Raw genomic sequence first — 25197 nt, 5'->3', positions numbered from 1 at the left:
AAAAAAGTGGAGCGAAGTCCAAGCTTAGAGAATACGGCTTGTTGTATAAATCATATCGTCCTCCATGGATTATCCGGCCAGACCTTGTTAACATAGATCCAGGAATATAGAACTTATGACATCAATAAAAAGGATGAATCCGATGACTAAAAAAGTGCTTGTGGTAGATGACGAATCAAGCATCGTCAGTGCCATTGCTTATGCGCTCCGGCGTGAAGGATATGAAGTGGAGACAGCAAATGATGGCGAGGAGGCACTGGTCAAGGTGGCATCATTCCATCCGCAGGTCATGATTCTGGATGTCATGATGCCAAGGCTCGATGGATACGGCGTATGCCGCAGACTGGAGGACCGCGAGGATATCGGCATTATTTTGCTGACCGTGAAAAATGACATCGTGGACAAAATCGTTGGACTGGAAATGGGCGCCGATGATTACATGACCAAGCCTTTTGAGATTCGCGAGCTGCTCGCCCGGGTGAAGGCGCTCATGCGCCGGGTGGAGAAGAGCAGCCCACCGCCAGACGAGCAGAAGAATCAGGCCATCGTTAATGGGGACTTGCGCATTCATGTGGCTCACCGGACGGTGACGGTGAAGGAAGAAAAGCTGGATCTGACGCCCAAGGAGTTCGACCTGCTCACGATCCTGATGTCTAATCCGGAGCGGGTGTACACCCGTGATGATCTGCTGGATCGGGTGTGGGGCATGGAATACGCAGGAGGCACACGCACAGTGGATATTCATATTCAGCGTTTGCGCAAAAAAATCGGCGATACGGATCAGCAAAAGCTGCAGACGGTGTACGGCATTGGCTATAAAGCGTCAGCTCCTGAACCGGGCGGTTCGGCATGAGGGTCAGCATCAAGCTGAAATTCAGCGTGTTTCTGGCGGCATTGCTCATCCTGACCGTTGGGGTGCTCAGTTCACTCGTTCTGCGAGGAATTGAACGCAACCAGCAGTCACAGATCGAGGGCATTCTGTCACAGCAGACGCGTCTCGTCAATCTGAATGTGCGTCAGGCCTACTATACGGAAGCCATACGGCTGGAGACGGATGCCTTTCTGAAGCAAAATGGCCGCAGGCTGGCCCAGGAACTGGCGAACTCGACAGGTCTGCCCATTGCGCTCTATGACATGAATGGGACACAGGTAGGCTCGTCCATTACACCGGATGAGAGTCTGGAGATCCAGGAGACGCTGAACTATGCTCTGCAAAATAAAATCGCCTATCGTGAACAGGGGGACACGCTGCTCTATGCGGCACCGCTGGATGGTCCGGATGGTCAGATGGGTGCGATATGGATGCAGTACTCTGTCCAGAGTTACCATGAATTCTACGCACGCATTTTACAGTTGTTCCTATGGGCGGGAATTGCCGTCGTTGTATTGAGCTTTATTCTCGGGTACCTATTCTATAATCGGTTCGCGGTTGCGATAACCAAGCTGAAGAAATCAGCGGATTCCATTCGGGAAGGCGAGTATATCAGCGAATCTCCTGTTAAACGCAAAGATGAACTGGGCGAACTGGGGCAAGGCATTTATTACATGAGCACGTCCATTCAGCAAAACATTACAGGCATGCATGCAGAGCAGCAGAAGCTCCAGCTGGCCATTGAGAAGCTGCAGGCACTGGAGCAGCAGCAGAAACAATACATCGGCAACATCAGCCATGAATTCAAAACGCCGCTAACCTCGATTATGGCCTATGTGGAACTGCTTGATATGTATCGGGATGACCCTCAGCTGCTGGAGGATGCATCCAGCAACATTGGCAAGGAAACGGAACGGTTATACGAGATGGTCGAGAAGGTGCTGCATTTATCGGCATTGGAGAAATATGATTTTGAGAACCAGGCGGAGGATGTAGAGGTGGGTGCGCTGCTGGAGGACGCCTGCGGACGAATGCGAGGCAAAGCTGAGAAGTTTGCGCTTCGTATGGAGCTGGACATTCAGCCTGCCGTTATCCGCAGTGATCGGGAGAGCCTCATGCATATCTTCATCAATCTGCTCGATAATGCGATCAAGTATAACGTGCCTGGCGGCATCATTCGGGTACAGAGCGAGCAGCGGCCACAGACGCGTGAAGCGATGATTCGCATCTACAACTCGGGTCTGCCGATTCCGGAAGAGGCAAGAGAGAAGATCTTTGAACCTTTTTATACCGTCAACAAGGACCGGGCGAGAAAAACAGGCGGAACCGGACTCGGTCTGTCACTCGTGAAGCAATTTGTAGAGAAACAGGGCGGGACGATCACCCTGCTGCCGGGTGAAATGAAGAATGAGGAAGGAACAACGTTCCAGCTTGTTCTCCCGCTCGCCGATTCAAGTTTACAAGTTGGAAACAAGTCTGAATAACTTTGGAAGTATGACATGTGTATGCTTGGTCTATAGCAGAGAAAGCAGGGGGGGACCATGATGAATTGGAAGCAGGCGGCATTGGGTACATTGGGTGCGTTAGCTCTGTTGTCCGCAGCAGCTTGCGGGGGGACTACGGCGCCGGGAGGCAGTACACCAAGCGGAAAAACGGGCACGGATATCACGGTAAAAGACAATACGAATACATCGGTGTATCAGAGCTTTAAACTCGAGAAAATTGACAAATTGCCCAATATGCGCGGCGTGGCCTGGCTAAGTGATGACTGGATCGTATCGGACAAAGAGAACACGTCAATGAAACCCGTCACGGTTGAAGGCCAGGAGAGATATCCGCATAACTTATATATGTACGATCTGGCGAAAGGAACCGATACACCGCTCAAGGAGAGCGAAGTCAGTCTAAGCTCGCCGATTGTCTCACCGGATGGGCAGTACCTGTTCTACCGGGAGCCGGAGGAATCGACAGGCAAAGGTTTCTTTCTGAATTTGCACAACGGGGAGTCGGTGAATGCGGGTGAGGAAGATGGTTTCGTTCAGGAAGGCGCATGGCTGGATAATGAGCATGTTGTCTTTCCGAATATGAAGGGAGACCTCGTCTCAGCCAGTATTGATGGAACAACCAAGGTGTTGGTGGAGACCGGCAATTTTAACGTGCGCAGCGTCAGAGTCTCGGGAAGTATGATCTACTATATTACCGGTGAAGACGGACAACTGAATGCCTATGATACAACTACAGGTGATGTAAAACAGGTCCTGAAGAGCGTGGAGTGGGTTATTCCGTCCAATGATGGAACCAGGCTGGCCATTGTGAAAAAAACAGCGGATACGAAACGGGCGCTGGTGCTTACCGATCTGGAAGGCAACGAGAAGGCGACGCTTGCCAGAGGCACTCAGATCTTCGGGACCAGTTGGTCCGGGGATGATTCCAAGATTGCGTACACGATTAACTCGGAGAGCGATGATGAGAAAGGGCTGTTCGTCTCCAACACGGAATCAGCAGAGCAGTTCCAGATCTCGGCCGATATGGACGACATCTCCGATCCACTAGCATGGAGCCCGGAAGGCAACAAGATTCTGCTGTCTCAAGCGGTTTTACAGAATGAATCGTATCACTTTGTCACTTCTGTTATTACGATTTCGGAGTAACTAAACACAAAGAGCCTGTGTTCTAAGGTAGCTCCTCTCCAACTGTTTTATACAGTTTAGAGAGGGTGCTGCCAGAACACAGGCTTTATTTATGGAACTTTAATTTGGCATACTCATGAGCAGCTTCACTGCTTCGGCACGCGTCGTGTTGTCTCTTGGCGCAAAGGTGTTCAATCCCTTACCATTCAACAGCCCGGACTGTTGCATTCCAGCAACAGCTGCTCTCGCCCATACAGGAATCTGTTCGTTATCTGCAAAGGTTGAGCTGGTTCCGGATTCTGTCTTCAATTGCAGGGCATTCGCCACCATGACGGCCATTTCTGCACGGGTTACGGCATCATTTGGACGGAAGGCACCGCCCGAGTCCCCTTGAATGAATCCTGCCTGTACGGCACGCGCTACGGCAGACTCTGCCCAGGCGCCTATGTTTGAGCGGTCCGTAAATGATAAAGGTGCTTCTGCATAATCGGCTTGCAGTGCATTCATCAGCATTACTGTGAACTCGGCACGTGTAACGGATGCGTTTGGTTTAAACGATCCATCCACATATCCCTTCACGATGCCATCACGGACAGCTTGCTGAATGAGCTCTTCCGCCCAGTGACCTTTTATATCGTGTAATGCGACTTCTACTGGAGCGTTAGGCTGATCAACCGCGAATACAGCAAATTTGGTGAAATGATTTACGTCGACTTGGATCAGATCGCCATCCATAGAGGATTCTCCAGCAGAAAACCATATCTTTTCTTGTTCATCAAAATAAAATAGTTCAGCTCGCTGATTGCTTCGCAAGCTTGATCCGTCGAAGGCCATCTTCAAGGTTACGGGTTTGTCGAAATTCTTAGTCACATTTTTGAGTAGTTCATATACCGGGCTGAGCAGCTGGGCTTGATTGGTCAGCAGATCGGATGAATCTTTAACCTGATCGATGGTGATCTTCAGCTCCTGATTCATCGCCCCGGCAGGAATAGTTAATGTGATGCCATTTCCCAAACTTACTTGCCCTGCCTGCCCCGCTGCCAGTGTTAAACGGCCATTTGTTGATGAGTTCGCCGAGTTGGGTGACGAGGAGTTACTGCTCGATCCGTTACTGTTCTGGCTACCGGAACCACCGCCGTTATTACCATTGCCGCCTGATGGTGGAGAAGGAATTACGTTCCATTTCGCATATAAGGTAAGATCGGCGATCATCTCCGTTTGATCAAAGTCAAACGGTGTCTTCAACTCAGGATCGACGTACCATCCACTAAACGTGTAGCCTGAACGGCTTGGTGAAACCGGAGCTGTAAGCTTATTCCCGTGCTCAATCAATACATCATCTACGGTAGATCCACCAAGAGTATCGAAGGAGATGGTGTACTTGTCAGCAGTCCATTTCGCATACAGGGTGATATCGCCGGTTACAGGTGTGTTGTCAAAGTCAAAAGCCTGACTCAAACTTGAATCGGTGAACCATCCAGCAAAAGTGTGCCCATCTTTGGTTGGGTCATCAGGAGCCGCTACCAATTCATTATATTGAATCGATTGATCGTCGACCGCCGTACCGCCGTTAGAGTCGAAGTTAACGGTGTAGGAGTTGATCGACCATTTCGCATACAGGGTGATATCTTTGGTTACGACTGTGTTGTTGAAATCAAAAGCCTGACTCAAACCTGAATCCGTGAACCACCCAGCGAAAGTATGCCCATCTTTGGCTGGAGCATCAGGAGCCGATGCCAACTCACTATATGGAACGGACTGGTCATCGACCGTCGTACCGCCATTAGAGTTGAAGTTGACGGTGTAGGAGTTAATCGACCATTTTGCATACAGAGTAAGATCGCCAGTTACAGGTGTATTGTCAAAATCAAAAGCCTGACTTAGACCTGAATCGGTGAACCACCCAGCGAAAGCGTATCCCACTTTGGTTGGATCAGTAGGAGCCGCCGCCAATTCACCGTATTGAATCGATTGATTATCGACCACTGTACCGCCGTTAGAGTCGAAGTTGACGGTGTAGGAGTTGATCGACCATTTTGCATAAAGGGTAAGATCACTTGTTACAGTTGTATTGTCAAAATCAAAAGCCTGATTCAAACCTGAATCCGCGAACCATCCAGCGAAAGTATGCCCATCTTTGGTTGGGGCATCAGGAGCGGTCGCCAACTCACCGTATTGAATCGATTGATCATCAACCACTGTACCGCCGTTAGAGTCGAAGTTGACGGTGTAGGAGTTAATCGACCATTTTGCATAAAGGGTGAGATCGCCAGTTACAGGTGTGTTGTCAAAGTCAAAAGCCTGACTCAAACCTGAATCGGTGAACCACCCAGCGAAAGTGTGTCCAGCTTTGGTTGGATCAGTAGGAGCCGTCGCCAACTCGCTATATGGAACGGACTGATCATCGACCGCAGTACCGCCATTAGATTCAAAGTTGACGGTGTAGGAGTTGATCGTCCATTTTGCATACAAGGTAAGATCGGTAGTTACAGGTGTATTGTCAAAGTCAAAAGCCTGACTTAAACCAGAATCGGTGAACCATCCAACAAAACTGTGTCCAGCTTTGGTTGGATCAGCAGGTTCGTTCGTTTTGTCTCCGTAATTCACGTTCTGTTCAGGGACCTCGGAACCGCCATTACTGTCAAAATGAATGGTCCGCGGCGTATGAAAGCTGAATTGAATAGTTGTTGTTTTGCCTGCACGATCCGTGACAATCAGTACATGATCTCCTTCGGCCTGAACGTTATCTCCATTGTTAAATGGGAAACCATTCAACGTCGCTGTACCTTCATTAAAAGTGATGACTGGACCAATGGTATAGACTCCGTTTTGGGTAACGCCTGTAACAATAGGAGGGTGAGTATCCACCGTAAAGTGAATCGTTGTTGTACCAATGCTATTGGTAACGGCCAGGGTATAATCTCCATCTACCGTGACTGTAGTGCCGTTTGTAAATGGAGCGCCATTTAGCAGTGCGGTTCCATTATTAAATCTAGGTGTGACCGCTTGATTGTACATTTTGCCGTCGGTTACGCCGCTAACGATAGGGGCTGTAGTTTGCTCAATCGTCAGGGTAACTGCCACAGGTATACTTTCACCCCATTCGTTATAAGCACTATAAGTGAAACTGTCAGTTCCTACATAATCAGTCACCGGAGTATACATAAACGAGCCGTTGGCATTCATAACGAGTGTTCCGTACAACGGCCCACTTTTCAATATAGCGGCAGAAGCGGCTCTATCGTTGGAAAGTACGCCTGGGGCAGAAACAACCAAAGCGGTGCTTTGGTTAGTAACATAGTTGTCTTCAATGGCTTCCGGGAGTTCCCCGCCGTCTAAAGTCGGGAAAACGCCTGTGTTGGCAACATAATAAACGAAAGCAGACTGGCTGCTGTTGAGATTAGGTACGTTAAAATTAACTTGACCATCACCCCCGAACCTGGTGCCGAGTAGACTAAATAAGGGCTGATTTTGGTTGATGGGCAGTGTTAGTCCGTTTGCCGGTATCCAATGGTTTGTCGGGAGACTAACCAGCATAGGTATGATCTCACCTATATATTCGTCACCTGTTCCATTCTCAGCACGCTGGGTTGGATCCGTAGAAATCCCATAGTAAATGATATCGTTCATTTTGGGCATGTTAGGAAGTTTAAATGTGGTACTCCCATCTCCGCCATAAGTCGTGCCGATCATCTGATATAAATCGCTGTAAGTGGATGTGGATACTTCTTGGCCATTCAAGGCTAACCAACCTGGAGGGGTGAACCGATACGGAAACAGACGAACTTCTCCAAGAACAGATGGTCCCGCACCATAAATACTTTCATCACGCGAAGGGAAATTTCCGTTTAACGCTATGTAATAGCCCATGCCATCAGGTGCAGCCCCGGATAGATTGGGCAATGAGAAGGTTGTTTTTCCATCCCCCCCAAAATTATTTCCGAGGAGAGAGTAAAGAGCCGTATTTTGGGTGATCGACATTGATTGCCCTCTAGCTGGCATCCAGCCCCGAGGTATTGCACTGTAGGGAAATAATCTGATCTCCCCAAGGTAAGGCTCTGCTCCCGCTGCCTGTGCCCGTTCGAGAATACCGGAGTTACTCCACAGACCACTCAGTCCAATCAGGAATACCAACCAGATGATACTTACTTTCTTCAATAAAGTTAAACTCACAATCTCATCCCCATTTTCCTCATAGATATATTCACGTAATGCTTATCCCCATCCACTGTTCTTTCGTGATTTACAGTGGTAAGCCATATAATGATGAGCATAGTGTACTGGATACGAAGGCAAAAATGAATATGATTTTAATTCAAATTTAAAATAAATTTTGATATCTTCCAGAGACACCTCAATTATGGTTGAAATGTTCCATAACTTTCATCCCTTTCTATACATTTATATTGACTAAGCCCTTCCGATTCCGATAAACTAGAGTGCAGGAATAAAAGTCGTATGTTGGGCAGCAGTTCGAGACGATGTTTCGGGCGGCTGTTTATTTTCTTTTTTAATGAGCAAGGTTGCAACGTTGTAGGCTTGTCGGATGATCCGGCCAATATCAACATGGAATAGGAACAGGTGATACACATGTGTAACAGCGCGTACCGCGTGCTTTTATATTATAAGTTCGTGAAGATTGAAGACCCCGAGACATTTACTCAAGAACATCTGCAATACTGCAAGGACCTGGGTGTAAAAGGCCGTATTCTAATTGCATCGGAAGGTATTAATGGTACGGTATCCGGCACGCCGGAGCAGACGGAGCAATACATGAAGGATATGCATGCCAATCCGCTGTTCAGCGATATGGTATTCAAGATTGATGACGTGGAAGAGCATGCGTTCAAAAAAATATTCGTTCGTCACAAAGCGGAGCTGGTAACCTTCCGCGTAGACGAGGACCTGGACCCGAACGTGACTAGCGGCAAACGCCTCTCGCCGAAGGAATTCCACGAGCATTTGCAACGTGATGACGTCATCGTCATCGATGGCCGCAATGACTACGAATACGAAATTGGTCATTTCCGCGGAGCCATTCGTCCGGACGTTGAGTCGTTCCGCGAGTTTCCGGAGTGGATCCGGGAGAACCTGGGCGACATGAAGGACAAAAAGATCATTACCTACTGTACTGGCGGCATTCGCTGCGAGAAGCTGACCGGTTTCATGATCAAAGAGGGATTCCAGGACGTGGCTCAACTGGAAGGTGGCATCGTAACCTACGGTAAGGACCCTGAGGTACAAGGTCGACTGTTTGATGGTAAGTGCTACGTATTTGACGAACGTATCTCCGTGCCGATTAACCAGACAGATGAGGATATCGTTATTGCCAGCTGTTATCACTGTGGAACGACACATGACCGATATATAAATTGTCCAACCTGCAACCTGCAGCATGTGTGCTGTGAGGATTGCGAAGAGACGCATAACCGCTTTTGCTCGGATGCTTGCCGGGAGGCAGCACCAGTACACGCATAAGCAGGAGAGCAGGTGCTGCACGTGAAGCGTGAAGACGAAATGACGACGCGTGAACGGATTTTGTTCATGCTGAAGCGGCAGGGCACGATGACCGCAAGAGAAATGACAGCCGAACTGGGACTGACCGGCATGGCGATTCGTCGTCATCTGACGGCACTGGAGCAGGATGGACTAATTGAAGTTCGGGAGGCTCGGGCCACAGCCGGACGCCCATCGTCGGTGTACCACTTGACCGCACGCGGAGATGGTTTTTTCCCAAAATCCTATCCATCGCTTACGCTTGAATTGCTGGAAGAACTGACGGAGTCTGCCGGTGAAGGCATTGTAGACACGTTATTCGAGAGCCGGCGCGACAAGCTGCTTCGGAGCAAATTGCCACAGATGGAGGGCCAGGATCTGGCCGGGCGTGTGGAGGAATTGGCACGCATACAGAATGCTAATGGCTACATGGCTGACGCGTCGAGAGAAGAAGACGGTTCTTATGTGCTGACAGAGCTGAACTGCCCGATTGTACAGGTAGCGAGCGTATATCGTCAGGCTTGCCGCTGTGAATTGGATCTTTTCCGTTCCTTGCTGCAGGCAGATGTTGAGCGCACGGAATGTTACGCTGAGGGCGGCAAAAAATGCACATACCAGATTCGCGAAGCCGCGGGAAATGGATGAACGTAAGGAGATTGTTTCGATTATTCGAAACAGTCTCTTTTTTATTTTGTGTAATGTTTTCTATCACGCTTAAGGAATAAACCAAATTGGAAGCGGTACAACCATTGACGGGAAAGAAGTCGCACCTTAATATTAGAGAAACACAAAATGACCAATACGAGTCATGGACTTCAGTCGCATGAGGAATGTCTATGTTTGTCTGCTTTTGTCGATAAAAGCAACAATGCGTTGAAGCGTTCGCTTTGTCCCGCCCTATCGTGTCACTAGGATGAGAGATGGGCAACACATTTAGAAGATGGAGAGGGGTTCTCACATGAAAAAGAAATTCTGGATGTCACTGATGATGGTTGCCTCAATGATTGTAGCCGCAGGTTGCGGAAATAACAGCAGCACGGGTACGGGTACGGAATCCGAAGGATCCGGTACTCCAGCAAGTGAAGGTACTGCAGAAAAATCCTACCGCATTGCCATCTCGCAAATTGTGGAACATCCATCCCTGGATGCAACACGTGAAGGATTCATTGCGGCACTGAAGGAAGTGGGAATCGAAGAAAACAAAAACCTGACCATTGACTACAACAATGCACAAGGGGATTCAACCAACAACCTGTCCATTGCCCAAAAAATCGCAGGGGATTCGAAGAATGACCTGGTGCTCGGGATTGCTACCCCATCTGCACTGGCACTGGCTCAGCAGGTCAAAGAAAAGCCATTGCTCTTCGCAGCAGTAACGGACCCGCTGGGTGCCAAACTGGTTAGTGACTTGGACAAGCCAGGCGGCAATGTCACTGGTGCATCGGATACGAATCCGGAAGCAATTGTGCAGTTGGCTGATTTTATCGCGAAATACATGACGGACGTAAAAACGGTAGGTTTGGTCATTAACGAGGGCGAGCCGAATGCCGTTGTCATGGCAGACAATGCCGAAAAAGCACTGGCAACACACGGAATCAAGCTGGTCAAAGCTCCAGTTACGAATACATCTGAAGTTAAACAGGCAACAGACTCTCTGGTAGGCAAAGTGGATGCCTTCTATATCACACTCGACAACTCGGTTGTCAGTGCAGTGGATACAATCATCCAGACAGCAAACAGCAACAAAATTCCGTTCTTCTCCAGTGACCGGGACACGGTTGAAAAAGGTGCTTTTGCTACCGTAGGTTTCAAATACTATGACCATGGATATCAAGTGGGCGAAATGGCTGCGGATATCCTGAAGAATGGCACGAAGCCTGGCGATATGAAAGTAACGGTTCCGGACAAGCTCGATCTGATCCTGAATCTTAAAGCAGCTGAAGCTCAAGGCATCACGGTTACGGACGAGATGAAGGCTGAAGTACAAGATCAGGATAACAACATTATTCAATAATCTGACCGGATGACAACCGGCAGTACGGAAGCGAGGCGGACGTGCAGTGGGTTCGCCTCATTCTTTTCGATAGACAGGGAGGAAGTAGCGTGAGTATAAGTTGGAATTCAATCGAAGGGGCAATCGAGCTCGGTCTGTTATATGCCCTCATGGCCCTTGGTGTATATATTACGTTCCGGATTCTCGATTTTCCCGATCTTACCGTAGACGGAAGTTTTACAACAGGAGGCGCAATCGCGGCGGTTATGATCTCCAATGACTTTTCTCCTTGGCTCGCCTGTTTGGCGGCAATGGCTGGAGGAATGATAGCTGGAGCCTGTACCGGTCTGCTGCATACCAAAGGCAAAATCAATGGATTGTTATCCGGGATTCTCATGATGATCGCTCTCTATTCCATTAATATGCGCATTCTTGGTGCGCCGAACAAATCCATTATGGGAATGGATAATCCATTCTCGGGCGAGCATGTCATGGTGCTGATCATCATTGTTGTACTGGTATTTAAAATCATGCTGGACCTGTTTATGAAAACCGATATTGGACTTGCATTGCGCGCCACAGGCGACAATAAACGCATGATCCGCAGCTTCGGTGCAAATACCGATGTAACGACTATCGTCGGTGTCAGTTTGTCCAACGGACTGGTTGCCTTGTCCGGGGCATTTATTGCCCAGCAATCAGGCTTCGCAGACATTACGATGGGGATTGGTATGATCGTGATCGGATTGGCCTCTGTTATTATCGGAGAAGCCATTCTGGGTGCAAGAACGGTATTCTGGGCAACGCTCGCTGCTGTGGTCGGTTCGATTATTTACCGGATTGTCGTTGCGCTTGCTCTTCAGGTCGAATGGTTCGATACCTCTGATCTGAAGCTGATTACCGCGGTAATCGTCATTATTGCTCTTGTCTTCCCAACCATGCAGCGCTCCATGAAGCAGAAGAGCCTTGCTCGCAAACGAACGGAAGAGCTCATGCGATCCACGGGTCAACAAGCGAAGGGAGGCATGTGATCATGCTGGAGATTTCACATGTGACGAAGCTATTCAATCCGGGAACGACAGACGAGAAGACAGCACTGGTTGGCGTGAATTTGACGATGAATCCGGGGGATTTTGTAACGGTCATCGGCAGTAATGGTGCGGGAAAATCTACGTTGATGAATATCATATCTGGTGTAATGAAGCCGGATATGGGTGATGTGCTGATCAATGACCGGTCCATCAAAAACCTGCCTGAGCATAAGCGCAGCAGCTGGATCGGCCGGGTGTTCCAGGATCCGATGGCAGGAACGGCCCCGCATATGTCCATTGAAGAAAACATGACAATGGCGTATAAACGCGGTAAAGGACGTGGCCTTGGCTTCGGGGTTACCCGGGCAAGACGGGAGATCTTCAACGCCCAGCTGCAGAAGCTGGGGATTGGACTCGATAAGCGTCCCAATGCCAAAGTGGGTCTTCTCTCGGGCGGGGAGCGCCAGGCACTCAGCCTTCTGATGGCAACCTTTACCCAGCCGCAGATTCTGCTGCTTGATGAACATACGGCGGCACTTGACCCTTCACGTGCCGAATTGATTACCGAGCTGACCGAAACGCTGGTCCGTGAGATGAAATTAACGACCCTGATGGTAACTCACAATATGGAGCAAGCGATTCGTCTGGGTAACCGTCTGATCATGATGGATAAGGGCAGAATCATTCTGGACGTCAGTGAAGAGCGCAAGCGCACATTGACCGTACCTGAGCTGCTGGGCGAATTCGAGCGCATCAGCGGCAAAAAGATGGCAGACGACCGCGTGGTACTTGGCTAAGCCAGTCCATACGCTGGGCGTATTATACAGAAAACCTTTTGCGTACCCGCAAGAGGTTTTTTGTGGTATGTTGTTTTCTACATGAACGAATACCAGGTTTAGTTTAATCACATTATGAATGAACCCAAACAAGAGATAAGCAAGCATATACAGGGGGAACAGGCATGTCATTGCAATTTGATGAAGGTACATATACCGTAACCCGGCGCACGGATTCCATCCAGCTGCTCGCGAAGGAATTCGCGCTTTTTCATTTTCTATATGAAAACAAGGAAAAGGCATTTACCCGCAGCCAGCTGCTGGATAGCGTATGGCCGCTGGAGTATCCGGTTGAACGCACTGTGGATGACCATGTGTACCGGCTGCGTAAGAAACTGAAGCATTGGGAAGAAGTTTCGCTGGATACGGTGCGGGGCTACGGTTACAGACTAACCATACGGACGAATATGGCAGTGCTGCCCGCGAACCCCTCCGCACACGATCTGGAGATGCGGGAAGTGATTCATGGATTGTTCCGCAAATATCATTTGTTTGGACAGGGGAAATCGATGTTAACCTTGTTTGATCAGCAGGATGCTCTGGGTATCCAGATTGATTCGTTCTATCAGCTGTATATCCATTTTATCCAGGGGGATCTGGAATGGCTAATGACCACCGAGGAATTCCCTTTTGAGGAGCGTTTATACTGGCTGCTGATTTTTGTACATGCGTTAATCGAACCAGCGGAGAGTTTGCATCTGTATGAGCGGGCGTTGAATTCACCCGCGCTGTCTGCGGATCAGCTTCGGGAGCTCCGTATCTTGAATATTGTCGAGGTCTATGCAGAGGTTGGCCAATATCGGCGTGCCAAAGCACAATTAGTAGAGACGTATCACGTCATTGAGACAGATCATCTGATCAATTTCAAGCTGCCCGTATCCCTGTCGGAGTTGTATGTAGAGTTGTGGGGCGGCAGTGGTGAAAGAGTAGAAGAACAGATGAGCATGTTACGTTCAAGTCTGAAGGACGCGCCATATTTGCGTGAGATTGGACGATTTCAGGTCATGGAGGGGCTGTGGCTGCTGAGGCAGGGGAGAGCTCGAGAAGCAGAGCCTAGAATGGATGACGGGCTGGATGTTCTCAAAATGACATTGAACGCACCACTATACATTAATTCAGCGAATCAGATCTTATTATTCATGGCACACCACCGCATTGAGGGACGTCTGGTTCATAAATACCGTCAAGTCTATGCTGAAATTGCCAAAGAATACGGTGTCCCTATGTATGGGCAGCGTATTACGAATGAAGTCCGCGCGTATTTATCCCCATTTTCTCCAGCGTCTGATCTTCCTCTGATATAACTCTCGTATGATTACAGCCAAGGGACATGTAAGCCTGACAACAAGGCTGTAATCAGAGGAGTAGGAGGAAACCCCCATAATGAATACTGTTTCAAATGAATCTCATCGCTCATCACCTTCGTCCCAAATGCCACCCGAAAGTTTGTGGACCAACTTCCGCTTCATGCGCATGTTTATCGCGTATGCGCTCGCTACCTTCGGGGATTGGTTCGATGCCCTTGCCATTCAGATATTGGTGGCCTATCGATGGGGTGCCGATCCACTGATCATCGCACTGATTCCCGTCTGTATGGCTGTCCCGGGTATCCTGCTGGGTTCGGTCGCGGGTACACTTGCAGATCGTCTGCACAAAGTAAAGATCATGCTGCTCTGTGATGTAATCACCGTTGTGCTTACGGTTGCCATTTTGTTCGCCCCAAGCGCGGCATGGCTGCTTCCGCTTCTGGCCCTGCGAGCCATGATGGGCGTATTCCACATTCCGGCCCAGCAGGCGCTGACGCGTCAAGTGGTGGCCGAGGAGCATCTGTTTCAGGCATCGTCTCTGAACGGCTTTGTCGGACAGTGCTCCAAGGTGGCCGGACCGCTTCTGGGTGCCGTCATCCTGGCGGTATTTTCACCCCAGATTTGTATTGTGATCAATGCCTGCACCCGTCTAATATCCGGGTTGGTATTATGGCCATTGCGACGGTTAACGGAGAAGCCGGAACACTCTATAGGTAATGAGACACAAGATCAGCAGGACCAAGCAGAGACGGAATCGGTGCTGACGCAATGGACGAAAGGCTGGAGCTTTATACGAAACAGCCGGGCCATTCTATGCACGCTGTTGTTTGGCTGTTTGGGCCTAATGGCCATTCTGATGATTGATTATCAGTTCGTAACCCTTTTCCGAAGCATCAAGCCGGGGAATGAAACTTTGATCGGGTGGCTGGGCTCATCGGCAGGTGCAGGTGCTGTTATCATGATTCTGCTGCTGAATCGGCTGCCGCGAGTCAGTTATGGATGGGGGCTCGGTGGAGGTTTTGTCCTTATTGGCGCAGGTATTGCTGCACTAGGCTGGGTAGTTCCCCTTACCCCGGATGTATGGATTATCGTTTGGGGGCTGTGCATTGGTCTCGGAAACGGCCTCTCTATGGTCACTTTGAATTATTTGCTGCAAAAGGAAACCCCTCCTGCTTATGTAGGACGTGTCTTCGGCATCCAAAATTCGATGTCCAGTGTTGTGCTTGTCGTTGCTCCGCTGGCAGGTGGTGCGCTGATTCATATTATGGGGCCCGACCTTACCTTTCAATTCATCGGCATTGCTACGCTCGCTATTGGAGTGGCAGGCATCGTATTGCAGCGTGTATTGTGGGGAATCCGGGAATCACATGGCAATGTCCTGAAGGAACACGTATAACATCTATATCTGGTGTGAAAAGAAATACGCTAAAGCCGCTTCCGGTTCGCCGGAGGCGGCTTTGATCATTTGGAAAGGTAGAGGTGGCCATTAGACCTCCCACCAAACAAAGTAGGCTGTGGACGCCAGCAAGCCTCCAACGGAAAGAGAACCACTGACCGTCAGATTAATGGCCTGACCTGGGGGGACAACATAGCTCCCAAATACGCTGGATGAAAAGGGCCCTGCCTGTAAAGGCATCGTCATTAGCGTAGTTGCTCCGGTAGGTGCAGCGGTGGAAAATCGTACAATTGCAACACTGGTGTTGGTACTGGACAGATTGCTGTTCACGGATGGCAGCGTACTTGGCGAGGTCAGTGTTCCATTGGCACTCAGGACCATGGAGCCGCTGAAGGAGGACAGGAGGTTGAGTGCAACCGTAATTCCACCGGAGAGCTTTGATAAGTACAGCGTTCTCCCACTTCCCGAAGGGTTGCTTAACTGGACCGTCGCAATTACGCTTCCGCCCAATAATCCAAGGGTGGTGGAGTTGGTTGTGCCAGAATTGAACAAGCTCCCAGAGATTCCTGCATTATTTTCCGGTGGGGCAACAATGCCTGGAGATGTATAGGTATTGGTGTTGGATGTATACACAGGCTGAGTTAGCCGGTTGAACACATTATTATTCGGCAAGGTATTCACCACCCTTTCCTTCATGGTTATCTGTCAGAATTCCCACCAGAACAAATTAATGGCTGCCGTCTGATTCCCAACACCCACGCTAACGGATAACGTCTGTCCCGGTGGCACGATAATGGAACCGTTGAAGTTCATCCGAAACATGCCGGCGGTTAGCGGAAGACTTAGCAGGCTTGTAAACGCACCGCCCAGCGTCCCTGTATTTTGCCTCGTCGTGACTACACTGGTATTCGTACTGCCAAGCAATGTATTCACTGGGACGGGTGTACTTCCCACCGTAACAGTACCCCCGGAATATACGACAAGCGTAGCCGCAGCGGTTGTTCCACCTGATATGCTCGATATTCGCAAGGTTCTGCCGCTGCCAGCAGCATTGAGAATTTGCAGAAGTAGGTTTTGGTTGGAAGGAATCGCGGCATTATTGGTGGTTAAAGCGAAGAAGCTGCCGGCCGAGGCTGCACCGCTCTCTGCCGAAGCCTCTATTCCGGGGGCGGAAAATGTATTGGTAAGCTGGGTAAACAGGGGACCGTTAGATTGGTTGAACACGTTATAGTTCGTTATCTTACCCACCTCCGATTTGATAGAACTGAACTGACTTTGGTATGCAAATGATACTCTCGTCCTTGTACTTACAGTGTATGTACAACATCGAGGAAGCGTTTGGGGCAAGAACGGCAAAATTGAAAATCGCGGCAGATGCCGTGCCCGTATTTTAAGTCCGGGCATACGATGCGGAAGCACATTTTTTAAGGGGAATCGAGATGAGCCGAACAGCGAAGCGAAGCAAGAAGAGATTGAGACCAACTAAATATGTGAGCCGCCGCCGACCCCGCCGATCCTGCCGCGCTAAACTGCTGAAACCTCCTTGTTCCCGGATTAATCGTCCCCGGGTCAAGCAGGGTCGTCCCTCACGCACGATACTCCCTGGTGCTACTCACTGTTTTACAGAGCATACCTATGTCGGGGCCGAAACCAGCAGTTCCACCAGTGCTCTTCCTGCTCAGGATACATCATCGCTCAGCTTGTACACATATGGCATTGTGAACCGGGGCAAGAATCCGGCTCTGGTACAGATCCAGATTAGTCCCAATGCAGTGGATTATGCGGTGGACAGCCAGGAGGTGATTGCGGAGGGCCAAACCAAAGCTTTGGTTCCGCAGCGGTTCCTTCGATATACGCGGCTTGCGATTCAATCGGTGGAACCGGATCAACCCACCAGGCTGGATGTTTACTTTCAGGCACAGCGCATGCCCTAAGGTGAAATAACATGACTGATTTCCAGGGAGGAGGACGGGGTTTATGCCTAACTTCACAACGTTTAACACGAATCCGGACAATCTGCGGACCCTGATCTTTGGTCAGGATGCTACCGGTACGGCCCAGCCCGTCAGAACGGATACGAGTGGTAATGTTGTCGGGATCATTTTGGACGGAACGATCAGTAACATCTCGGGTTTGACGACGGTCACCATTAATGCAGGCACAATCACCAACCTTCTGAATGGTACCCTTACGAGTGTACTCGGGGCCACCATTACAGCAGGTACGATTACAAGTGTGCTTGGAGCTACGGTGACAGCGGGGACCTTGACGAACTTGCTGAATGGTACGATCACCAGTGTGCTCGGAGCAACCATTACAGCCGGAACCATTACGAGCGTGCTTGGAGCTACGGTGACAGCGGGAACGTTGACGAACCTGCTGAATGGTACCCTCACGAGTGTGCTCGGAGCGACCATCACGGCAGGCACACTGACGAACTTGTTAAATGGTACGATTACAAGTTTACTTGGAGCAACCATCACAGCCGGAACCATTACAAGCGTGCTTGGGGCCACGGTCACAGCGGGGACTTTGACGAACTTGCTGAATGGTACGATTACGAGTGTACTCGGCGCCACAATCACAGCAGGAACAATCACCAGCGTACTCGGAGCCACGGTAACCGCAGGCACCTTGACGAACCTGCTTAACGGTACAATCACGAATGTGCTTGGTGCCACAATTACAGCAGGAACAATCACCAGTGTACTGGGTGCGACGATTACTGCAGGTACAATCACAGGCATTCTGGGAGCGACGCTTACAGCCGGAACGTTGACGAATCTGCTGAATGGTACCCTCACAAGTGTGCTCGGCGCGACCATCACGGCGGGCACGCTGACAAACTTGCTGAACGGAACCATCACCAGTGTACTTGGTGCAACGGTCACGGCCGGAACATTAACGAACCTGCTTAACGGTACAATCACGAACGTGCTTGGTGCCACAATTACCGCGGGAACGTTGTCGAATCTACTGAACGGAACGATCACCAGTGTACTCGGCGCGACCATCACAGCCGGAACACTTAGCAGCGTAACGTCGATTTCCCAAAAGAGCTTCCAGGAATCGCAGCTGATCAATACTCCCACTGCCAATACGTTTACGCCTCTACCAGCGGTGACAACCAGTGTATTTGGCACATATTCCTTCTTTGTATACAACAGGGGGCCAGGGATCAATCGTGTGGATGCCCAGGTAGAAATCAGCGCCAACGGCTCGAACTGGTACACGGATGTGACGACAGTAACGGGAATTCTGGCAGGCTCCGTGGATGTACTGGTTCCCCAGCGTTTTCTCAAATATACACGCCTTTCCTATCGTTCCAGTCTCATCGGTGCACCAAGTACAATCGATGTGTTCTTCAATGGACAAGGCACATAACCAGGTTCTCAATCATATAGGTACATGGAGTCCCATTTAATGGACTTCATGTACTTTTTTGCGTTGGAGGTGACAGCATATGCAGAACAGGCTGCTTGGAATTCACATGATTGTTCAAAATGAGGAACAACATTTGCCCCGCTGTCTGAATAGTTTCTATCAACCCGGTATGGAATGGTTTATTACAGATACAGGCTCGGGTGACCGCACGCCAGCGATCGCGAGACAATTCGGGGCAACCGTACTTCATGCCCAGTGGGAAGATCACTTTGCACGGGCACGCAATATTAGCCTGCCGCTGGCAGGTACCGAGTGGATTCTGTGTGTAGACGCGGATGAATATGCCATAGATGGTTTGGAAGAGTTAATGAATTATCTGCCCACAGTCCATAAGAGCGTATCGAAGTTAAAAGTGACAATAGAGAATCGGATCGATGAAAAGACGGAAGATCAAGTTATCTTTCAGCCAGTACGCCTGTTTCGATCGGGTTACGGATACCGCTATGAAGGTCGAATTCATGAGCAGCTGGTGTGTGATGATACGGAGAACACCAGGCAGGAATCCGACCCCGTGGCTCCGCTGCGGCTTGGGCATGATGGGTATCTTGCTTCCCAAATCGCTCAGGGGCGCAAACCTTTGCGGAATTTTAAACTTTTGCAGCAGGAATTAAAGGAGCACCCGGATCAGCCTTTTCATCTCTACAACTTGGGAGTGACGTATTGCCAGCTGGGAGAGATGGGGAAGGCAGCGGATTCGTTTGCCCATTCACTGCGCCTAACGGAGCTTGGTGCACCGTACCGGTCTACACTTGTGCGCGATTATGTGAAAGTTCTTGGAGCCCTGGAACGTTATGATAAAGGCCGCGCGCTTCTGGCAGTGGAAACGCAGCATTACCCGGACTACGCTGACCTTCACTTTCTATACGGTGACTTTCTTGAACAACAAGGTCTCGAAGAACGAGCCTATCAATTCTATGCAAGAGCAGTGGATACATCCGAAGATGTTCGCAGTCAGTCCGAATATGTACATGAACAAGGTACAGACACATACAGACCCTATACCGCCATGGCACGTCTGGCACAGAAGAGAGGGTTCCTGCAGGAATCGGCCCATCTGTATGGTCTGGCCTTGGACTACATGTCTGCATATCCCCCTGCACTGCAGGGGCTCGCAGATGTATTGCAGCAATCTGGAGAATCCGATGAGGTCATTGCTGAGGCATTACTGCTTCGCTGGAAGAAACGGTTGAATTTGCGGGAGCAGGACCATACAGGAGAAGGTGCAGATGAGATCAGGAAGATTATTCACGCGCTTGCATCCTGCGGAGCTTATGGGCAGGCTTTGTCCCTGCTCCAGGATCTGGCCCGGAAGGTTCAGATTGACCCTGCAGTTCAGCTGCACTGGATGTTATGTGCGGGCCGGCGCCTGGAAGCCGTACAACTTGCAGAACAGCTGTGGGGTGAACGTGATGTGAGTGTCGAACCTCTCCTGCCCGAGCAGCGACTGGAATGGGCAGTTGCTTGTTGGGCCAGTGGATCAGGCCTTTCTCCTGCTTTTCTGGAGTCATCTGAGCAGGAAGATCGCGAAGTCTGGGGGACGGTGGACGGGTGGTTCAGAGGACAACAGGTGCAGGCGTGGAGCCCCATGAGACAGAGTGGGGAAAGGTTGCCTGAAGTACTGCAATCGCCTGCGCTTAACTTGGTCCGGGACATCGTGCAGCGATCTGTCCAAACAGGACAATTGAGAGTGGCCCAGCAGTGGTTTGAGAAGTGGATGGATGGATGCACGGATAAGGACCGATGTATAGAGTTCAGCAGATGGCTTGCAGGCATTCTTTATCGCGAAGGATATACCCGGGCGGCCGCTGATCTCCTAATTGGCTGCATGACGGAAGGGAAGCTGGATGCTGAGGGTACCTTTTACCTCGGGGAAGCGTTGTTTGCCAAAGGGCATTACGATCAGGCTGTGTCTCTATTTCAGCAGGCGCTGGAGCGAGATACAGGATCGCATCAGGCACGAGCCGGAGCTGCCATAAGTTATTTGTATTTGGCTCTGGGCGTTATTCAAATGGAGCTGATTCGCTCTCCTTCTAACCCGGGCCTTATAGCGGAGCAGGATGCCCTTCTTCAAAGGTTAAGGACAGCCCAAGGCATTCCTTGGCGTACAGATTGGCATGCCAGAGAGAGGAGGAACCAGCTTGCCGAGCAACCGCATTTCGCTATGCATGATCGTTAAGGATGAGGAGGAGTGGCTCGCGCAATGTCTGGAGAGTGTCCAGGGAGCTGTAGATGAAATTATCGTCGTGGACACCGGCTCTTCGGATCGGAGCAACGATATTGCGCGGCAATACGGGGCTAGGATAGTGCCATATGTGTGGTGTGATGATTTTGCGGCTGCACGTAATGCAGGTCTGGAGCAGGCGACAGGGGAATGGATTCTGTTCCTGGATGCGGACGAGGCACTGGATGCAGCAGCGCAGGAGCAGCTTCGGAGCTGGACGGCAGCCAGCCCATGCGACGGATTGTTTTTGAACATTCATAACTATACAGGTACGGGTCAGCAGGGAGCTACAGTGAATCCGGTATTGCGGTTGTTCCGTAATGCTCCTGAGCATCGGTTCGAAGGGCGGATTCATGAACAGATTGCAGGGGCCATTTGCCGGAAGAATCCGGATGCTGCTTTTCATGTGACAGACATGATGATCCATCATTATGGTTATCAGACTGCGGTTGTGGAGCGCAAGGGCAAGGTGAATCGGAATCTGAAATTATTGGAACAGGCGGTGGAGGAAGAGCCGGAGCAATCGTTCCATTATTATAATCTCGGCGTCGAGTACTTGCGTGTGGGGCAAGCGGAGCGGGCACTTCAGACCTTTCGTGTGGCTAAGGCAGGCATCGATCCTCTGGTGACCAGTTATGCCCACTTGTTATTCAAGTATGAGTTACGATGCCTTCAACACTTGAATCGCTGGCAGGAAGCATTGGGCCACATTGAGGAAGCACTTGTGTTATTCCCGGATTATACGGATCTGCTGCATAACCGCGGAGTGTGTCAGGAAGCATTGGGTCACACGGAGCAGGCAGAGCATTCATTGCGTGAAGCCATTCAGTTGGGACCGCCGCCTCCTGTGTACCATACGGAAGAAGGAATGGGCACCTATCAGACCTGGTACGCCCTCGGGCGGCTGCTGGAAGGGCGGGCAGACCTTGAGGGTGCAGTCGATGCTTACGTGGAAGCCGTACGTGCCAAATCCAGTTTGCTGCCACCTCTCTACCGAATATTCCGGATCATGCGGGTATCGGGGCAGCAATCGGTTATACCCGCACTGATTACCCATCGTTTCGCCCTGTCTTCCGAAGAGGCCACTCACAAGATCATTGGCATTCTGGAGCAGACCCGTTGTTATGATGCAGCGCTGGAGATGCTGCCAGGCGCAGCTTCGCAACCTTCGAAGGAAATGAGAGAACGGCTGTCATTTGCTGAGGCGCTGCTTCATATCGGACAGGGGAGATGGAACAAGGCTAGGCTCAAGCTGGATACCGTTCGGCGTAAAAAAGGTGATTACGCGCTCCAAGCAGCCAGTTGGCTGGAGCGTGTGAACTGGCTGGAAGGGCGAGAGACAGCAGCATCGGATCCGTTAACGATATGGCTGAATCACGGTGTGCAATCGGGGCCAGAACAATCTGCAGGACAAGAGAAGGCCGTCTTGCATACCACTGCCAGTACTAATGCCAATGCCGAAGTCAATGGAAAGCCTGGTGATGCTGAATCAAAGACTGAAGCAACAGCTTACGAGGGCTGGCAGGCCTTGGCTCTGCTGATGGAGGGATGCGTACACTCCGGTAAATGGGCCGAGCTGCTTGGGCTCGTTCAGATCTGCCAACGATTTTTGGCAGCGGATGTCCGCTCGTCGGAAGAGCTCCATCAAGGGCAAGCGCTGAACCGGAATTCGAAATATGTGCAGGAACCTTTTGTCGGAGGTTTCAATACCGCTGCAGGAGCGGGCTGGCTGGCGAAGAGTCTCGTAGGTGCCGCAGATTATCATTTACAGGAGTTGGCCGGAGAACCGAATGGTGAACGTCACCGCTGCTGGCCAGTGATTCAACAGCTTCGGCTGGAATTGCCGGGACCGGATGGTTTTGAGATCTGAATCATTGTCAGTATGGAGGGATGAGCTTGGAGCCTGGAATCAGCCTGTGCATGATTGTGAAGGACGAGGAGGATGGTCTTAGGCGCTGCTTGGAATCTGTCAGGGGAATCGTGGATGAGATAATCATTGTCGATACCGGTTCAGCAGATGATACGCTTCGAATTGCCGCCCTCTATGGTGCCAAGATCATTCGTGCAGAATGGAACGGGGATTTTGCTGCTGCTCGCAATCAGTCTCTTACCGCTGCAACCCAGCCCTGGATTCTGGTATTGGATGCAGATGAAGTATGGGGGCAGACGGAGCAAATGAAGACAGAGCTTACGCACATACTACCCGTGAGCCCTGATCATGTCTGGGGATACTGGATCAAGGTGACGAGTCTCTTGGGGCGGTCTGGTGAAGAACGGGTGACGGATGCGGTGTGCCGCTTATTCAGGAACGATCGCCGGATTACATTCAAGGGTAGAATCCACGAAGAGGTCGCATCATCCATCCTGGCTTTTGCTCCTGAAGGCTTGGTGTATTCGGAGCTGGAAGTCCTGCATTATGGCTATCTGGAAAAAGTAATTGTACGCAAAAATAAAACAGAGCGGAATATGCGTCTGATTCGTTCCGCTCTGAACGATGGGGCCGATGAGCAGCCGGAGCTGCTGTATGCGCTGGCTGCGGAGTGGTTTCAGCAAGGGATGTACAATGAGGCACTGCGACTGCTGGAACCGCTGCTTGCCCGGCTTGGGCCATCCTGCGGTTATCATTCGGATCTGGTACTCAAAACAGCATATGCCTTAAGGGAAAGTGGGCGACCGGAACGGGCGCTGGCTGTGGTACAGGCGTGGACTACTGTATATGCTGACTTCGCGGATGTGCTGGAACTTGGCGCGGTGCTGGAATTGGACCTCGGCAGAGAAGAAGCAGCGCTGGCCTGGTTGAAGAAGGCTCGATCCGCAGCGAAAACAACCGGACAGTACACTTCCGTTTCAGGTGCCGGAACGTACCGAAGCCTAACGCTGGAAGGCATCGCGCATGAGCGTTTGGGCCGCTGGGAAGAGGCTGAGGCAGCCTATATTGCTGCACTGGCAGCGCAGCCCGGAAGCATGGCTGCGTGGCAGCGACTGCTGCTGTTGGCCGCAGCCACCGAGCGGCCAAACGCCATTGCAGATGCCGCATCGCGTGCACTGCTGCCGCCTGCTGCATGGCAGGCACTTGTTCCGGCCGCGCTGGATGCGCACCGGCCGGAATGGCTGCTGCGCCATGCCGCACCGCTGGCGGCTGTGCTGCGGCAGCAGCCGCTCGCCGCCGGGCTGGTGCTGGCCCAGCTGGGCGAAGATGCAGCAGCGCGGGCATCGCTGCAGCCTTGGGCAGCGCATGCGCAGCTCGGGCCCGAGGCGTCGCTGGCGCTGTGGGCGCTCGGCCACAAGCGCAGCGATGGGCGCGCATTTGCATGCGCAGGCGCCCACCAGCCGCTGCAGGGCCGCACAGCATGCGCGCTCCCTGCAACGGCACATGCTGCCGATGCGCTGCTGTGCGGCTCGGCGGCGGGCAATGCAGCGCCGTGCAATGCTGCTCCGCGCAGCGCAGCCCCTGCGTCACGCGCCGAAGCAGCTGCGCCGCTGCAGGCCGTGCACGCCGCTGCGCAGGCGCTCGCGCGCGTGAACGCCTGGGCCGCATGGCTGCGCCTGCTGCAGGCTCTGCCGCAAGGTGCAGCCCCGGCGCTGCTCGCGGCGCTTCCGCCTGCGGCACGCTGCGGTCTGCTGCGCGCGCCCGCAAGCGTCCGTGAAGGGCTGCTGGAGCTATTCGGCTTGCCGCCGGCCATGCAGCAGCCCTTCATGGACGAAATGCCCGCCGCAGCTGGTGCCACAGAGGCACTGCTGGCAGGCACGCTCGCGCTGCTCGCCGGGCGGCAGTCCGCCGCGCAGGAATGGGCCAGGAGGGCCCGGCATATCGCGCTTCAGCCTGCCGCCTCTGGCCGCCCGGCGAATGTATCTTCGCCGGGGCTGCACATGCTGCTGCGCCTGACATCTCCCGGCGCATCAGCAACCGAAGGCTTTGCATCCCGCTGTAAGATGCTATTCGTCCATCTCTGACATACCCGGCTTTCACCC

General features: G+C 51.4%; 18 protein-coding genes. 15 read left to right on the top strand and 3 right to left on the bottom strand.

The window, feature by feature from the left end; genetic code table 11:
- The first annotated feature begins 142 nt into the window (after nucleotides 1-142).
- From MHB82_RS28485 to MHB82_RS28475, 3 genes are read left to right on the top strand one after another with little or no spacing between them, the layout of a single operon-like run.
- Nucleotides 143-853, top strand: coding sequence for a response regulator transcription factor (locus MHB82_RS28485; protein WP_110758457.1), 711 nt, complete (start codon nucleotides 143-145; stop codon nucleotides 851-853).
- Nucleotides 850-2355: a sensor histidine kinase gene (locus tag MHB82_RS28480; protein WP_341176415.1), complete on the top strand. Its 1506-nt coding sequence runs from the start codon at nucleotides 850-852 to the stop codon at nucleotides 2353-2355. The genes MHB82_RS28485 and MHB82_RS28480 overlap by 4 nt, the downstream gene beginning before the upstream one ends.
- Before the next feature lie 60 nt (nucleotides 2356-2415).
- Nucleotides 2416-3522, top strand: coding sequence for a hypothetical protein (locus tag MHB82_RS28475; RefSeq protein ID WP_341176414.1), 1107 nt, complete (start codon nucleotides 2416-2418; stop codon nucleotides 3520-3522).
- A gap of 99 nt (nucleotides 3523-3621) precedes the next feature.
- Here MHB82_RS28475 and MHB82_RS28470 read toward each other — a convergent pair whose 3' ends face one another.
- Entirely contained in the window at nucleotides 3622-7674 is a 4053-nt protein-coding gene (locus MHB82_RS28470) for an InlB B-repeat-containing protein (protein ID WP_341176413.1), read from the bottom strand.
- A gap of 417 nt (nucleotides 7675-8091) precedes the next feature.
- On the opposite strand from MHB82_RS28470, the gene trhO reads away from it, so the two are divergent.
- The 7 genes from trhO to MHB82_RS28435 all read left to right on the top strand — a co-directional run bounded on the left by trhO (nucleotide 8092) and on the right by MHB82_RS28435 (nucleotide 15560).
- Entirely contained in the window at nucleotides 8092-8979 is an 888-nt protein-coding gene (gene trhO, locus MHB82_RS28465) for an oxygen-dependent tRNA uridine(34) hydroxylase TrhO (protein ID WP_341176412.1), read from the top strand.
- A 21-nt stretch (nucleotides 8980-9000) separates the two neighbouring features.
- Entirely contained in the window at nucleotides 9001-9642 is a 642-nt protein-coding gene (locus tag MHB82_RS28460) for a helix-turn-helix transcriptional regulator (protein ID WP_341176411.1), read from the top strand.
- Nucleotides 9643-9955: 313 nt separating this feature from the next.
- Entirely contained in the window at nucleotides 9956-11011 is a 1056-nt protein-coding gene (locus MHB82_RS28455; RefSeq protein ID WP_341176410.1) for an ABC transporter substrate-binding protein, read from the top strand.
- A gap of 149 nt (nucleotides 11012-11160) precedes the next feature.
- Nucleotides 11161-12021, top strand: coding sequence for an ABC transporter permease (locus tag MHB82_RS28450; RefSeq protein ID WP_236146853.1), 861 nt, complete (start codon nucleotides 11161-11163; stop codon nucleotides 12019-12021).
- Nucleotides 12022-12023: 2 nt separating this feature from the next.
- Nucleotides 12024-12818, top strand: a complete 795-nt coding sequence (locus tag MHB82_RS28445; protein WP_341176409.1) for an ABC transporter ATP-binding protein — start codon at nucleotides 12024-12026, stop codon at nucleotides 12816-12818.
- A gap of 164 nt (nucleotides 12819-12982) precedes the next feature.
- The gene (locus tag MHB82_RS28440) at nucleotides 12983-14161 is read left to right on the top strand and encodes a winged helix-turn-helix domain-containing protein (RefSeq protein ID WP_341176408.1); all 1179 of its coding nucleotides are present in this window, start codon (nucleotides 12983-12985) and stop codon (nucleotides 14159-14161) included.
- Nucleotides 14162-14240: 79 nt separating this feature from the next.
- The gene (locus MHB82_RS28435; RefSeq protein WP_341176407.1) at nucleotides 14241-15560 is read left to right on the top strand and encodes an MFS transporter; all 1320 of its coding nucleotides are present in this window, start codon (nucleotides 14241-14243) and stop codon (nucleotides 15558-15560) included.
- A 90-nt stretch (nucleotides 15561-15650) separates the two neighbouring features.
- Here MHB82_RS28435 and MHB82_RS28430 read toward each other — a convergent pair whose 3' ends face one another.
- Nucleotides 15651-16256 carry a hypothetical protein gene (locus tag MHB82_RS28430; RefSeq protein WP_341176406.1) on the bottom strand — a complete coding sequence of 202 codons (606 nt, stop codon included), beginning with the start codon at nucleotides 16254-16256 and terminating at the stop codon, nucleotides 15651-15653.
- Between the two features lie 9 nt (nucleotides 16257-16265).
- Nucleotides 16266-16808, bottom strand: a complete 543-nt coding sequence (locus MHB82_RS28425) for a hypothetical protein (RefSeq protein WP_341176405.1) — start codon at nucleotides 16806-16808, stop codon at nucleotides 16266-16268.
- 191 nt (nucleotides 16809-16999) lie between these two features.
- Between MHB82_RS28425 and MHB82_RS28420 the strand changes: the two genes are divergently transcribed.
- The 5 genes from MHB82_RS28420 (at nucleotide 17000) to MHB82_RS28400 (ending at nucleotide 25179) form a co-directional block, all read left to right on the top strand.
- Nucleotides 17000-17494 (top strand): DUF6385 domain-containing protein, encoded by a 495-nt coding sequence (locus tag MHB82_RS28420; RefSeq protein ID WP_095360138.1) that lies wholly within the window; start codon nucleotides 17000-17002, stop codon nucleotides 17492-17494.
- Between the two features lie 43 nt (nucleotides 17495-17537).
- A complete protein-coding gene (locus tag MHB82_RS28415) occupies nucleotides 17538-18944 on the top strand; it encodes a DUF6385 domain-containing protein (RefSeq protein WP_255247956.1) in 1407 nt (468 codons plus the stop codon).
- Between the two features lie 79 nt (nucleotides 18945-19023).
- Nucleotides 19024-21180: a glycosyltransferase gene (locus MHB82_RS28410; protein WP_341176404.1), complete on the top strand. Its 2157-nt coding sequence runs from the start codon at nucleotides 19024-19026 to the stop codon at nucleotides 21178-21180.
- Entirely contained in the window at nucleotides 21143-23095 is a 1953-nt protein-coding gene (locus MHB82_RS28405) for a glycosyltransferase (RefSeq protein WP_341176403.1), read from the top strand. The genes MHB82_RS28410 and MHB82_RS28405 overlap by 38 nt, the downstream gene beginning before the upstream one ends.
- Nucleotides 23096-23115: 20 nt before the next feature.
- Nucleotides 23116-25179, top strand: coding sequence for a glycosyltransferase family 2 protein (locus MHB82_RS28400; protein WP_341176402.1), 2064 nt, complete (start codon nucleotides 23116-23118; stop codon nucleotides 25177-25179).
- Nucleotides 25180-25197 lie beyond the last annotated feature (18 nt).

Source organism: Paenibacillus sp. FSL K6-2862, assembly GCF_038005125.1.
Taxonomy (GTDB): Bacteria; Bacillota; Bacilli; order Paenibacillales; family Paenibacillaceae; genus Paenibacillus; species Paenibacillus illinoisensis_A.
The sequence above is the reverse complement of the archived record's forward strand: the minus strand, read 5'-3'. Positions and strand labels throughout refer to the sequence as shown.